The 12,443-nt window shown below is 69.8% G+C and carries 13 protein-coding genes and 2 tRNA genes; 12 read left to right on the forward strand and 3 right to left on the reverse strand.

Annotated elements, in window-relative coordinates; translation table 11 throughout:
* Nucleotides 1–118 precede the first annotated feature (118 nt).
* From murI to ACTVCO_RS07365, 4 genes are all read left to right on the forward strand, one after another.
* A complete protein-coding gene (murI, locus tag ACTVCO_RS07350) occupies nt 119–943 on the forward strand; it encodes a glutamate racemase (RefSeq protein ID WP_443727743.1) in 825 nt (274 codons plus the stop codon).
* Nucleotides 940–1,737, forward strand: coding sequence for an MBL fold metallo-hydrolase (locus ACTVCO_RS07355; protein WP_443727744.1), 798 nt, complete (start codon nt 940–942; stop codon nt 1,735–1,737). The genes murI and ACTVCO_RS07355 overlap by 4 nt, the downstream gene beginning before the upstream one ends.
* 13 nt (nt 1,738–1,750) lie before the next feature.
* Nucleotides 1,751–2,380, forward strand: coding sequence for an RdgB/HAM1 family non-canonical purine NTP pyrophosphatase (gene rdgB, locus ACTVCO_RS07360; protein WP_443727745.1), 630 nt, complete (start codon nt 1,751–1,753; stop codon nt 2,378–2,380).
* 159 nt (nt 2,381–2,539) lie between these two features.
* Nucleotides 2,540–4,222, forward strand: a complete 1,683-nt coding sequence (locus ACTVCO_RS07365; RefSeq protein WP_443727746.1) for an ABC-F family ATP-binding cassette domain-containing protein — start codon at nt 2,540–2,542, stop codon at nt 4,220–4,222.
* Here the strand turns inward: ACTVCO_RS07365 and ACTVCO_RS07370 are convergent.
* Nucleotides 4,219–4,773 carry an NUDIX hydrolase family protein gene (locus ACTVCO_RS07370; RefSeq protein WP_443727747.1) on the reverse strand — a complete coding sequence of 185 codons (555 nt, stop codon included), beginning with the start codon at nt 4,771–4,773 and terminating at the stop codon, nt 4,219–4,221. The genes ACTVCO_RS07365 and ACTVCO_RS07370 overlap by 4 nt on opposite strands.
* 121 nt (nt 4,774–4,894) lie before the next feature.
* On the opposite strand from ACTVCO_RS07370, the gene trxA reads away from it, so the two are divergent.
* The gene (trxA, locus tag ACTVCO_RS07375) at nt 4,895–5,269 is read left to right on the forward strand and encodes a thioredoxin (RefSeq protein WP_443727748.1); all 375 of its coding nucleotides are present in this window, start codon (nt 4,895–4,897) and stop codon (nt 5,267–5,269) included.
* A 63-nt stretch (nt 5,270–5,332) separates the two neighbouring features.
* On the opposite strand, the gene ACTVCO_RS07380 is transcribed toward trxA, so the two are convergent.
* Together ACTVCO_RS07380 and bcp are read right to left on the reverse strand one after the other, a co-directional pair.
* Nucleotides 5,333–5,414 (reverse strand) — tRNA-Leu (locus tag ACTVCO_RS07380).
* Nucleotides 5,415–5,445: 31 nt separating this feature from the next.
* Nucleotides 5,446–5,916, reverse strand: a complete 471-nt coding sequence (bcp, locus tag ACTVCO_RS07385) for a thioredoxin-dependent thiol peroxidase (protein WP_443727749.1) — start codon at nt 5,914–5,916, stop codon at nt 5,446–5,448.
* An 84-nt stretch (nt 5,917–6,000) separates the two neighbouring features.
* Between bcp and ACTVCO_RS07390 the strand changes: the two genes are divergently transcribed.
* The 7 genes from ACTVCO_RS07390 (at nt 6,001) to ACTVCO_RS07420 (ending at nt 12,301) form a co-directional block, all read left to right on the forward strand.
* The gene (locus tag ACTVCO_RS07390; protein WP_443727750.1) at nt 6,001–6,333 is read left to right on the forward strand and encodes a GroES family chaperonin; all 333 of its coding nucleotides are present in this window, start codon (nt 6,001–6,003) and stop codon (nt 6,331–6,333) included.
* 293 nt (nt 6,334–6,626) lie between these two features.
* Nucleotides 6,627–6,947 carry a hypothetical protein gene (locus ACTVCO_RS07395; RefSeq protein ID WP_443727751.1) on the forward strand — a complete coding sequence of 107 codons (321 nt, stop codon included), beginning with the start codon at nt 6,627–6,629 and terminating at the stop codon, nt 6,945–6,947.
* 105 nt (nt 6,948–7,052) lie between these two features.
* Nucleotides 7,053–7,125: transfer RNA gene (locus tag ACTVCO_RS07400), tRNA-Lys, on the forward strand.
* Nucleotides 7,126–7,389: 264 nt separating this feature from the next.
* Nucleotides 7,390–8,958, forward strand: a complete 1,569-nt coding sequence (locus tag ACTVCO_RS07405) for a Re/Si-specific NAD(P)(+) transhydrogenase subunit alpha (protein ID WP_443727752.1) — start codon at nt 7,390–7,392, stop codon at nt 8,956–8,958.
* Nucleotides 8,959–8,961: 3 nt separating this feature from the next.
* The gene (pntB, locus tag ACTVCO_RS07410) at nt 8,962–10,353 is read left to right on the forward strand and encodes a Re/Si-specific NAD(P)(+) transhydrogenase subunit beta (RefSeq protein WP_443727753.1); all 1,392 of its coding nucleotides are present in this window, start codon (nt 8,962–8,964) and stop codon (nt 10,351–10,353) included.
* A gap of 94 nt (nt 10,354–10,447) precedes the next feature.
* Nucleotides 10,448–11,260, forward strand: coding sequence for a tRNA (guanosine(46)-N7)-methyltransferase TrmB (trmB, locus tag ACTVCO_RS07415; RefSeq protein ID WP_443727754.1), 813 nt, complete (start codon nt 10,448–10,450; stop codon nt 11,258–11,260).
* A gap of 129 nt (nt 11,261–11,389) precedes the next feature.
* Entirely contained in the window at nt 11,390–12,301 is a 912-nt protein-coding gene (locus ACTVCO_RS07420) for an ATP-grasp domain-containing protein (protein ID WP_443727755.1), read from the forward strand.
* Nucleotides 12,302–12,443 lie beyond the last annotated feature (142 nt).

Here is a 12,443-nt window from a genome sequence, read left to right on the forward strand (position 1 = left end):
CGGCACCCCCTCGGGGTGCCCCGCTCCTCGCATGTGTGGGGCCGGACGTCTGTGACATTGCGCTCATCGTGAGGTGCCGAACGTACGCGTGTCCGTGCCCCCGGTTAGCCTGTGTCACGTGAATGATGCGCCTATCGGGATCTTTGACTCGGGAGTCGGCGGCCTCACGGTCGCCAGGTCGATCATCGACCAGCTGCCGAACGAGTCGCTGAGCTACATCGGCGACACCGCCCACAGCCCCTACGGGCCGCGGCCGATCGCCGACGTGCGTGCGCTCGCGCTCGACGTCATGGACAAGCTCGTCGACGACGGCGTCAAGATGCTCGTCATCGCCTGCAACAGCGCGTCAGCCGCCGTCCTTCGCGACGCGCGCGAGCGCTACACGATCGCCCTCGGGCTCCCGGTCGTCGAGGTCATCTACCCGGCGGCCAGGCGAGCCCTGGCGGCGACGCGTTCGGGCCGCATCGGCGTCATCGGGACGCGCGCGACGGTCGACTCGCGCGCCTATGACGACGCGCTGAGCGTCGCCGCCGGGATCGAGGTGACGTCACGAGCCTGCCCCGACTTCGTCTCGCTCGTCGAGGAGGGCCGTACGTCGGGTCCCGAGGTCCTCGACGTCGCGCGGGGCTATCTCGAGCCGCTCAAGGCCGCGGGCGTCGACACGCTCGTCCTGGGGTGCACGCACTACCCGCTCCTCACGGGCGCGATCAGCTACATCATGGGCGAGGACGTCACGCTCGTCTCGAGCGCCGAGGAGACCGCGAAGGACGTCTATCGCACGCTCGTCGCGCACGGCCTCGAGAGGTCGCTTCACTCGGCTGCGCCCGAGCACCGGTTCCGTACGACGGGTGACCCCGACGTGTTCCACCGGCTCGCGCGGCGGTTCCTCGGCCCCGAGGTCGGTCACGTCGCTGAGGTCGCCGGTGCGGAGGCTGCCCGATGAGAGTGACGATCGTGGGGTGCACGGGATCGATGGCGGGCCCGACGTCCGCGGCGTCGAGCTATCTCGTCGAGGCTGACGACGCGGACGGTCGCACGTGGCGCGTCTTGCTCGACTGCGGCTCGGGCGCGTTCGGGCCGCTGCAAACACTTGTTGACCCCACGACGATCGACGCGGTCGGCATCACCCACCTGCACCCGGATCACTACGCCGACCTCTGTGGTCTTTACGTCTACCTGCGCTACCACCCGACTCTCGGCTCGGTGGCGCGCGTGGGCGGCAAGCCGCTCGAGGTGCGTGCGCCGGCGGGCGCCGAGCAGAAGGTGGCTGAGACGTTCGGTCTCGCCGACGACGAGAGCCTTGCCGGTCTCGCGTTCACGGAGTGGGACGACGCCTCATGGCGGGTGGGTCCGCTGCGGATCGAAGCTTTTCGCGTCGAGCACCCCGTTGAGGCGTACGCGCTCCGCGTCACCGGCCCCTCCGACTGCGACCCGTCGCGCGAGGTGACGTTCGTGTACTCGGGCGACACCGACGAGTGTGACGGCATCGTCGAGGCGGCGCGTGACGCCGATCTGCTGCTCATCGAGGCCGCGTTCGTCGAGCTTCGCGACGAGCCACGGGGTATCCATCTCACGGGGCTTCGCGCAGGGCGCGTCGCGACCCGTGCGCGGGCACGCAGCGTCCTGCTCACGCACCTGCAGCCGTGGAATGACCCTGCGGTGGTCCTCGCCGAGGCGATGGTGACCTTCGCAGGCCCCGTCGACCTCGCGCGACCGCGCGAGATTCACTCCGTCTGACCCCGGGAGCATCATGTCGCAGGCTCGACTCGTCCTCGCAACCCACAATGCGCACAAGCTTGCTGAGCTGCGTGCGATCCTCGTCTCGAGCGACGGGTCGGGCGTGCCCGGCCTCGTTGCCGACGACGTCGTCTCGGCTGCAGGACTCGGCGCACCCGAGCCGGTCGAGGACGGCGTGACGTTCGCGGCTAACGCCCTCATCAAGGCGCGTTCCCTCGCGCGGGCGACGGGTCTCGTCGCCGTCGCCGACGACTCGGGTCTCGCGGTCGATGTGCTCGGGGGTGCGCCGGGCATCTTCTCCGCCCGGTGGGCGGGAGCGCACGGTGACGACGCCGCGAACCTTGACCTCCTGCTTGCGCAGCTTGCCGACATCGCGCCCGAGCATCGTGGCGCGCAGTTCGTGTGCGCGGCCGCTCTCGTGACTCCTGACGGGCACGAGCATGTTGAGCACGGATTCTTGCGCGGCACCCTGCTCACCGAGCGGCGCGGCACGGGCGGCTTCGGGTACGACCCGATCCTCTTGCCGACGGGGTCCGAGCGATCGACAGCTGAGCTGAGCGCCTCCGAGAAGAACACGATCTCGCACCGGGGCGAGGCGTTCCGCGCCCTCGTCCCGCACCTCGCCGCAGCGCTCGCTCGTTGAGCTGAGGCGGTGACCTCCTGAGCGGCTGACCTCCTCGGCTGCGGGCGGGGTGGGGTGCTCTGCGTCGTCCCGACCGAGGCTGCCCTGCGTCCAGCGACCGACGTCCCGCCACGTAGGCTGAACCCACCGCCGCTGTCTGCCCCGAGGAGCCCGAACGGCATGCCCATGGTCCACGTCGTCGCCGAGACGATCGCGTTCGGCTATCCCGGACGGCCCGTGCTCGACCGCGTGACCCTGCGTGCGGCGGCCGGCACGCGTGTCGCGATCGTCGGTGAGAACGGCTCGGGCAAGTCGACGTTGCTGCGCGTCCTCGCGGGACAGCTCGAGCCGTCCGCCGGCCAGGTGCGCCACCAGGGCGTCATCGATCTCGTCGGGCAGGACATGCCGCTCGTTCCCGGGCGCACGGTCGGTGACGAGGTCGCCGACGCCCTCGCCGAGGTGACGGCGCTGGCCTCCGAGATCGAGGCTGCGACCGCGGCGTTCGACCACGAGCAGGGTTCGCTCGGTGAGCTCACCGAGCTCCTCGAGCGATCCGAGCGGCTCGCCGCATGGGATGCCGAACGCCGTGTGCGCGAGCAGCTCGACCGGATGGGAGCGTGCACCGACCTGGATCGCGATCTCGCCCACATGTCGGTGGGGGAGCGCCACCGCGTGCGTCTCGCCTGCAGGCTCGCGGCCCGCGCTGACATCCTGCTGCTCGACGAGCCGACGAACCATCTCGATGACGTCGCTCTCGACCACCTCACGCGTGAGCTTGTCGCGTGGCGTGGCGTCGTCGTGCTCGTCACGCACGACCGTCGGCTGCTCGATGACATCGCGACCGGGATCCTCGACCTGGATCCGTCGATGGAGGGCCGGCCCGTCTTCTACGGGCAGCCGGGGTACGTGTCGTTCCGTTTCTCGAAGAATCAGGCGCTGCACCGGTGGCGGCAGCGTTTCCGGGCCGAGCAGAAGAAGCGGGCCGAGCTTCTCGCACGCCTCGACACGTCCTACGAGGGACTCTCGGACGAGTGGCGGCCCCCGAAGGGCTCCCAGGCGCACCGTCGCGCGACGCGCGCCCGCACCCACGTCAAGGCCGCAGACCGGCTCGTGCAGAAGCTGGAGGCCGAGGCCGTCGACATTCCAGTCCCGCCGCTCGAGCTGAGATTCCCCGAGCTTGCGGCGCTCGCGCCACAGTGGCACGCGTCAGCCGGCGCCGAGCTCATCGCCCTGCGCAGCCCTAGGGTCGAGGGGCGGCTTGACCTGCCCGGGACGCGGCTCACGGTGCCGGCGTCGGGGCGCCTGCTCATCACGGGTGGCAACGGCACGGGCAAGTCGACGTTGCTGCGCGCGCTCGCCGGGACGCTCGCGCTCGACCGCGGTGCGCGATCGATTCATGAGGGCGTGCGCATCGGCGTCGTCGGGCAGGAAGGGCTCGGCGTGCAGGCCGGAGTGGACCTCGACGACATCCTCGCCGACGCCGCGAGCGGTGCGACGGGCTTCGACGTCGCGGGCCGGGTCGCGCTGCGCCTGCTGTCCTCGGGCGTGCTCGACCCCGACCACGTCGTGCCGGTCGCGTTCCTCGGCTTGCTGAGCGAGGACGACCTCGACCGGCCGTTGCGGGACCTCTCGCTCGGGCAGCGTCGTCGTTTCGACCTTGCGTGCGCGCTCGTCGCGGCACCCCACGTGCTCATTCTCGACGAGCCGACGAACCACCTCTCGATCGACCTCGTCGACGAGCTCACTCGGGCGCTGCGGCGGACGGCCGCGGCCGTCGTCGTCGCAACGCACGACCGCCGGATGCGCGAGGACCTCGCGGACTGGCCGACGATTGCGCTCGACAGCGTCCGCGAGGCTCGCTAGACGGTCCGTCCGACGTGTGCCATGGCCTGTCGGAGCAGGAAGCCTGAGCCGCCGTGCATCTCGACCTGGACGGCCTCGCCCACGGCCTCCTCGGGCGTCACCCAGGCGAGGTCGATCGCGTCGTGCTGCGGTGAGCAGTCCCCGGTGACCGGCACGACGTACGCGAGCGACACCGCGTGCTGGCGTGCGTCGTAGTAGGGCGTGATGCCTGGCGTCGGGAAGTACTCCGCGACGGTGAAGGGCTGCGGCGTCGCCGGGATGATGGGCAGTGCGACGGGGCCGAGGTCCTTCTCGATGTGACGCACGAGCGCGTCACGCACCCGCTCGTGATACATGACGCGGCCCGAGACGAGTGCGCGCGTCATCACCCCCTCGGGGGTGACGCGCAGGAGGAGCCCGACGGCCACGACGTCGCCCGAGTCGTCGACGCGGACGGGAACAGCGTCGACATAGAGCACGGGCACGGCGGAGCGCACGCGGGCGATGGCGTCGGCGTCGAGCCAGCCTGAGGGGCGTGGGTCATCTGACGGGTACTCGAAGGTCTCGGTCACGGTCCTGTTCTACCCTGCCGGGAGGGCCGCGTGCGATCAATGCCGGGAATACGGGACGGCGGACGCTCGTTAGCACGGTCAGAACACCCGAGAACAGACGATCCCCAGCGAGAGGACGACCATGGCGACCGTGGCACTGACCGAAGCCACCTTCGAGGAGACCATCAAGAGCAACGACATCGTGCTGCTCGACTTCTGGGCCGAGTGGTGCGGTCCGTGCCGGATGTTCGGCCCGACGTTCGAGAAGTCGTCGGAAGCGAACCCGGACATCGTCCACGCCAAGATCGACACGGAGGCCGAGCAGGCCCTCGCCGCGGTCGCGGGCATCCAGTCGATCCCGACGCTCATGGCGTTCCGTGAGGGTGTGCTCGTCTTCAACCAGCCCGGAGCGCTCCAGGGCAAGCAGCTGCAGCAGGTCGTCGACGCCGTCAAGGCGCTCGACATGGACGACGTGCGCAAGCAGATTGCCGAGCAGGACGCCACGCCGGAGGCCTGAGCCCCGCCTGTCCCACCACGTGCACGAGCCCCGGACCGTGAGGTCCGGGGCTCGTGGTGTCCGTGCGCGAGACGGGGGTCGAACCCGCACGCCCGAGGGCACAGGAACCTAAATCCTGCGCGTCTACCAGTTCCGCCACTCGCGCGTGGCGCGCCCATCTTACGGGTGCGCAGGCCCTAGGAGTCGATCCCGAGCAGGCGGCGCAGCCGCCCGACGTGCCCGGTCGCCTTGATGTTCGTGAGCGCGTGCGTGACGACGCCCTCCTCGTCGAGCACGACGGTTCCGCGGATCGTCCCTGTGACGTCGCGGCCGTAGAGCTTCTTGGCGCCCCAGGCGCCCCACGGCTCCATGACGGTGTGCTCGGGGTCCGCCAGCAGCGTGAACCCGAGGTTCTCGCTCTCGGTGAACCGTGCGAGCTTGTCGACCTTGTCGGGTGAGATGCCGAGGACGCGGAAGCCTGCACCCTCGAGCGATGCGAGCGAGTCGCGGAAGTCGCACGCCTGTCGGGTGCAGCCGAGCGTCCCGGCCTCGGAGTAGAAGTAGACGATCACCTTGTGGCCGCGCAGGTCCGAGAGGGTGACGGTCGTGCCGTCCGCAGCGGGCAGGGTGAAGTCGGGGGCGCTCTGGCCGGGGGTGAGGACGGGCACGGTTCTCCCTTACGAGGTGGGGGCGTCCCCGCGAGCCTAGTGCTCCGGCGCGGTCGTCAGGACGTGCGCGGGTACCGTGTGACCGTGAGTACCACCACGTCCTCGACCTTGCCCATCCGCATGTTGCACGACCGCGTCCTCGTGCGTCCTGAGAAGGACGGCGCTGAGTCGCGCACGGCCGCGGGCCTCGTCATCCCGGTGACGGCTGTCGGTCCCAAGCGTCTGTCGTGGGGTGTCGTCGTCGCGGCGGGGGAGCACGTGCGGCAGGTCACGGTCGATGACCGCGTGCTCTATGACCCCGAGGACAAGCCTGAGGTCGAGCTCGGGGGCGAGTTCTTCGTGCTGCTGCGCGAACGTGACGTGCATGCGGTCTCCCAGTCCGCTGCGGCCTCCGGCCCGACGGGCATGTATCTCTGAGCGACAGGTTCGGAGGCCGATCTTTGTCTGGTCGCGCCGATGCCAGCCGTTCGACCGTCTGCATCCCCTCGCTGGCCGTATCGCGCTGACCTGCGCACTTCACGGATCCCACCCCGCGCCGCCTCAAAGTGTCCGTCGCATTCACCCGTCGCCTCACCTCCGCTCCTGTTGTGAGAGACGTCGGACGATGTTCGACTGGTGACGGGGCTGTCGTCGTGACCGCCCGTCACCAGGCTGAGGAGGCGACAATGGCAACCGGACGTGCATCTGCGCAGAGCAGGACGACGTCCCGCGTGCACAAGCCTCGTGGCCACCACGCGGTCTCAGCCGTGGGTCTTCCGGCGGGCGTGCCGCAGGGCGAGGGCGACTGCGGCGCAATCGACACCGCCGTCCCAGAGGACTCCGCGGTGGTGCGGCCTTCGGCACCCGGCGTGGCGCCCGCGGCAGAGCCCACCGATGACGAGCTGGACGCGCGTGCACGCGTCGTCCTGGGGTCGATGCCTGCGCTCGACGAGCTCCTGGCCGAGCGCGTCCCGTTGACGCTCATCGTTGACCTGGTGAGCCCGTTCGGGCCGGACAGCGAGCGCATCGCGCGCGACGAGCGCGACGCCTGAGAGGCGTGGTCAGCATCACGTCCGCGGAGGCCGATCTCGATTTCGTCACCGGGCTTCCTGGGTGCTAGTGTTTCATCTCGTTGCCACGGGAAACCGCAGGAACATGCGCCATTAGCTCAATTGGCAGAGCAGCTGACTCTTAATCAGCGGGTTCGGGGTTCGAGTCCCTGATGGCGCACAGATCGAACGGCACCCCGCGGGGTGCCGTTCGTCGTTTCCGGAGTCAACAGCGAGTGACTGACGGGTCCGAGGTCCCGATTTCCACGGCTCTTCCGCTGATATCCATGACGTAGTGCTCGACCCCGACCGGGACGAGCTGACGGGCTCACCGGGCCGGACTCACCGTCCGGGACGGCGTGACCCGCATCGTCGCCACCGTCCGCGGTCCGGCACGGGCCCGCCGGGGACGTGCTGGGTGCGGACCCACCGAGCGGAGAACCACGTGCGTATCGGAGTCCCCAAGGAGTCCGCAGCTGATCAGCGGCTGGTCGCGGCCACGCCGCAGACCGTCGGCAAGCTTGTCGACCTCGGCTACGAGGTCGTCGTCGAGGAGGGCGCCGGGCTCGGTGCAAGCATCCCCGACGCCCTCTTCGAGGCAGCGGGTGCGTCGATCGTCGACACGGCCGGCGCCTGGGGTGCCGACGTCGTCGTGACGGTCGACGGCCCGGGCCTCGGCGATGTCGAGAGGCTCGTCGAGGGTGCGACGCTCGTCGGGCGCCTGGCACCCGACGACACCCCTGAGCTGGTCGAGGCGCTGCGGGCACGCGGTGTGACTGCGCTCAACCTCATGTCGGTTCCGCGCATCTCTCGTGCGCAGGCGCTCGATGTCCTCTCGACCATGTCGAACGTCTCGGGCTACCGCGGGATCATCGAGGCCGCCGAGGCCTACGCGGGCATGTTCGGTGGTCAGGTGACCGCAGCGGGTTCGACGCCGCCTGCGCGCGTCTTCGTCATCGGTGCGGGTGTGGCGGGCCTGGCGGCGCTCGGTGCTGCGGGTTCGCTCGGCGCGGAGGTTCGCGCGTACGACGTGCGTGCGGACGTTGCTGAGCAGATCGAGTCGATGGGCGCGACGTTCGTGCGGGTTGCGGCCGAGGCGCAGGAGAGCGCGGACGGCTACGCCAAGGAGCTCACGGCTGATCAGGAGGCTGCGACGGCGGCGGTGTACGCGGCTGAGTCGGCGGCTGCCGACGTCGTCGTGACGACCGCGCTCATCCGCGGCAAGGCTCCGACGACGCTGACGGCGCAGATGGTTGCTGCGATGAAGCCCGGGTCGGTCATCGTCGACCTTGCGGCCTCGGGCGGCGGCAACTGCGAGCTCACGGTCCCGGGCGAGAAGATCGTCACCGACAACGGCGTGACGATCATCGGCTACACCGACCTGCCGGGCCGCATGCCCAAGCACACCTCGCAGCTGTACGGGACGAACATCGTCAACCTCATGAAGCTGCTCACGCCGGGCAAGAACGGTCAGCTGGTCCTCGACCTCGATGACGTCGTGCAGCGTGGCATCACGGTGACGCAGGCCGGCGACATCCTCTGGCCGCCGCCGCCCGTCCAGGTGTCGGCCGCGCCCGCAGCCGCCCAGGCCCCCGCCGCTCCCGCCGCTCCCGCCGCGGCGGTCGTCGCCGACGTCCCGGCTGCGCCCAGCGCGCCGAGGACGAAGAAGGGCGCGGGAACGGTCCTCGCAGGTGTGATCGCCGCGGCGCTCGTCGTCGCGGCCGTCGCGTTCTCGACGGCGACGTTCGCCTCTCACCTCACGGTCTTCGCGCTCGCGGTCGTCGTCGGCTTCTACGTCGTCACCGGCGTGACGCACTCGTTGCACACCCCGCTCATGGCGCAGACCAACGCGATCAGCGGCATCATCCTCGTCGGTTCGATCCTGCAAATCGGGTCCGACAACCTCGTCGTGACGATCCTCGCGGTCGTGGCTGCCACGTTCGCGTCGATCAACATCTTCGGCGGGTTCTCCGTCGCGAGCCGCATGCTCGCCATGTTCCAGAAGGAGGCCTGAGCCGTGGAGAACCTCACTCAGCTCGTGTACGGCGTCTACCTCGTCGCCGGCATTCTCTTCGTCCTCTCGCTCGCGGGACTTTCGAAGCAGGAGACCTCGCGCGGCGGCAACCTCGCGGGCAAGGTCGGCATGGCGCTCGCGCTCGTCGCGACCGTCACGCTCGCCCTCATCGACTCCGAGCGCAACGCTGCCGTCACGGCAGGCCTCATCGCGCTCGCGCTCGGCGTCGGTGCGCTCGTCGGCACGTGGCAGGCGCGCAAGGTCGAGATGACGCAGATGCCAGAGATGATCGCGCTCCTGCACTCGTTCGTCGGTCTTGCTGCGGTCCTCGTCGGCTTCAACTCCTACCTCACGGACACCCACGGGGGAGCCGTCCACCTCGTCGAGGTCTTCCTCGGCGTCTTCATCGGCGCGATCACCTTGACCGGCTCGCTCGTCGCCTTCGGCAAGCTCTCGGCCCGCATGAAGTCCTCGCCGCTCACGCTGCCCGGGCGCAACCTGCTCAACCTCGGCGCGATCCTCGTCTCGCTCGGGCTCATGGCGTGGTTCATCGCGTCGCCGTCCATCTGGCCGCTCGCCGTCATGACGGTCATCGCTCTCGCTGTGGGCTGGCACCTGGTCGTCGCGATCGGCGGCGGCGACATGCCCGTCGTCGTCTCGATGCTCAACTCGTACTCGGGCTGGGCCGCAGCCGCCGCCGGCTTCATGCTCGGCAACGATCTGCTCATCATCACGGGCGCGCTCGTGGGCTCCTCGGGTGCGATCCTCTCGTACATCATGTGCAAGGCCATGAACCGCTCGTTCGTCTCGGTGATCCTGGGCGGCTTCGGAGCGGCCGAGGGCGGTTCGCCGCAGGGCGCGGTCATCGAGGGCGAGCACCACGAGACGAGCGCGTCGGACGTTGCCGCGCTGCTCAAGGGTGCCAAGCGGGTGCTCATCACACCGGGCTACGGCATGGCCGTCGCCAAGGCCCAGTACCCCGTCGCGGAGCTCACCTCGCGTCTGCGTGCGCAGGGGATCGACGTGCGCTTCGGCGTGCACCCTGTCGCGGGACGTCTGCCGGGCCACATGAACGTGCTGCTCGCCGAGGCCAAGGTTCCTTACGACATCGTCGAGGAGCTCGAGGAGGTCAACGCGAAGCTGCCGCGCACCGACGTCGTGCTCGTCATCGGTGCGAACGACACGGTCAACCCCGCGGCCGAGGACGACCCGGGGTCGCCCATCGCGGGCATGCCCGTGCTGCAGGTGTGGAACGCCGAGAAGGTCGTCGTGTTCAAGCGCTCGATGGCGGTCGGCTACGCGGGTGTGCAGAACCCGCTGTTCTTCAAGGACAACACCCAGATGCTCTTCGGGGACGCCAAGGAGCGTGTCGAGGACATCGTCAAGGCGCTCTGAGCAGTCCGACGCCCAGCACGCGAGCGCGGCGCCCCTCGGGGCGTCGCGCTCGCGTGCGTCGGCGACGCGCACGGCCTCGCCTACGCTGGGAGGCATGATGAGCACGACGCCCGACGCCGCCGATGACCTCGTACCCGACGGGCTCCTCGCTGATGCTCCTCACGCAGGCGACGGCGAGGGTGTTGTCACGGAGCGCGGCACGTTCCGCGCCCACCCGGTGTCGTTCGTCCGCCGCTCGGGACGCCTGACCGACGGCCAGGCGAAGGCGCTCGAGCGCGCAGGTGCCCACTACCTTCTCGACCTTCCGCGTGACGTCGCGCGGACGTCGGTCGATCCGGCGTGGCGGTTCGACGCCGCCGCGGTCTACGGGCGCTCCGCGCCCCTCGTCGTCGAGGTCGGCTCGGGAATGGGGGAGAACGCGGTCGCTGCGGCCGCGACTGACCCCTCGCGTGACGTGCTCGCGCTCGAGGTCTACCTTCCTGGGCTCGCCCAGACGATCCTCGGCGCTGAGCGTGACGGCGTGACGAACCTGCGTCTCGCGCAGGTCAATGCGCCGGAGCTCTTCGCGACCGCGATCGAGCCGGGCACGGTCGACGAGGTGTGGGTGTTCTTCCCGGACCCGTGGCACAAGACGCGTCACCACAAGCGCAGGCTCGTCCAGCCCTCGTTCTGCGACGCGGTCGCGCGTGTGCTGCGCCCCGGGGGCGTGTGGCGGGTTGCGACGGACTGGGAGCCGTATGCGGACCACGTCCGAGAGGTGCTGCGCGGGCGGAGCGATCTCGTGCCGCTCGTCGCGGGGTCGGACGGAGTCGTCGACCGTGATGAGGGCCGCGTCCTCACGACGTTCGAGGCCAAGGGCCTGCGTGCGGGACGCGCGGTGACGGATCTCGCGTACGTGCGCGCCTGAGACTGCACGGCCACCGCGGAGGTCTTCGCATCGGCCCCGTGACCGGGTCCCTGCGCGCCGGGCGAGGGTCGCCCTCGTCACGGGTGGTGCAGCGGCGACCGTGCGCGTTCGGTCGCTAAACTAGCGGGTGTGACGACGACGCGCATCGCCCTGGCCACCTGCAACTTCCACCCCGACCTCGCCGAGGACGACCAGCACCTCCAGCGGGCCCTGACGGGCCTGGGCGTCGAGGCGGTCGCAGCGGTCTGGGACGACCCTGAGGTCGACTGGACGTCGTTCGATCTCGTCGTCGTGCGGTCCGTGTGGGACTGGTCGCAGCGACGCGACGAGTTCGTGGCATGGGCACGCAGCGTGCCGAACTTGCTCAACAGGTCCGAGGTCCTCGCGTGGAACACCGACAAGGCATATCTGCGCGAGCTGGACGCGGCTGGCATGCCGACGATCCCGACCATCTGGTTGACGCCCGAGCAGAAGCTCTCGTCGCGCGCGGTGCACACGCGTATGCCCGCGCACGGCGACTTCGTCATCAAGCCGACGATCTCCCGCGGCGCCCGTGACACGGGCCGCTACCAGGCGGGTGAGGCGACGAGCCGCGGGGTGGCGATCAAGCGCACGGTGCAGCTGCTCGCAGACGGCCGCGAGGTGATGATCCAGCGCTATCTCACGAGCGTCGACACGGCGGGTGAGGCTGCGCTCGTCTACATCGACGGCACGTTCTCGCACGCGGTGCGCAAGGGTGCGATGCTCCAGGGCCAGTTCCGCGGTGCCGCAGGCCTCTACAAGCAGGAGTCGATGGCGCTGCGCGAGGTGTCGGAGGCCGAGCGTGACCTCGCCGACCGCGCTGTTGCGTTTGCACGCGAGCGGCTGCAGGCGGACCACCCGGGCGAGGAGCTGCTCTACGCACGCGTCGACCTTGTCGAGGGTGATGACGGCACGCCGCTCGTCCTCGAGCTCGAGATCGTCGAGCCCACGCTGTTCCTCGCGTTCCGTGAGGGCGCGGCAGAGGAGTTCGCGCGGGCGATCCTCGCGCGTATCGCCTGATCCGCCACTCTCGTCGAAAGCCGATCCGGACACCTCTGGTGCACGGATCGGCTTTCGCGTCTCGGGGACGTCTCCACAGGTGAGACGTGGTGCGTCTTCTTCCGTTTTCAGCGTGACGCAGGTCACCGCCGGGCTACCCTGC

It is taken from the genome of Sanguibacter sp. A247 (assembly GCF_052324925.1).
In the GTDB taxonomy this organism is placed as follows: Bacteria; Actinomycetota; Actinomycetes; order Actinomycetales; family Cellulomonadaceae; genus Flavimobilis.

What these genes read in the sequence shown, in the direction of transcription:
- ACTVCO_RS07355 (WP_443727744.1), top strand. Translation starts at nt 940, where the DNA reads ATGAGAGTGACGATCGTGGGGTGCACGGGATCGATGGCGGGCCCGACG.
- trmB (WP_443727754.1), top strand. Translation starts at nt 10,448, where the DNA reads ATGATGAGCACGACGCCCGACGCCGCCGATGACCTCGTACCCGACGGG.
- rdgB (WP_443727745.1), top strand. Translation starts at nt 1,751, where the DNA reads ATGTCGCAGGCTCGACTCGTCCTCGCAACCCACAATGCGCACAAGCTT.
- ACTVCO_RS07365 (WP_443727746.1), top strand. Translation starts at nt 2,540, where the DNA reads ATGCCCATGGTCCACGTCGTCGCCGAGACGATCGCGTTCGGCTATCCC.
- trxA (WP_443727748.1), top strand. Translation starts at nt 4,895, where the DNA reads ATGGCGACCGTGGCACTGACCGAAGCCACCTTCGAGGAGACCATCAAG.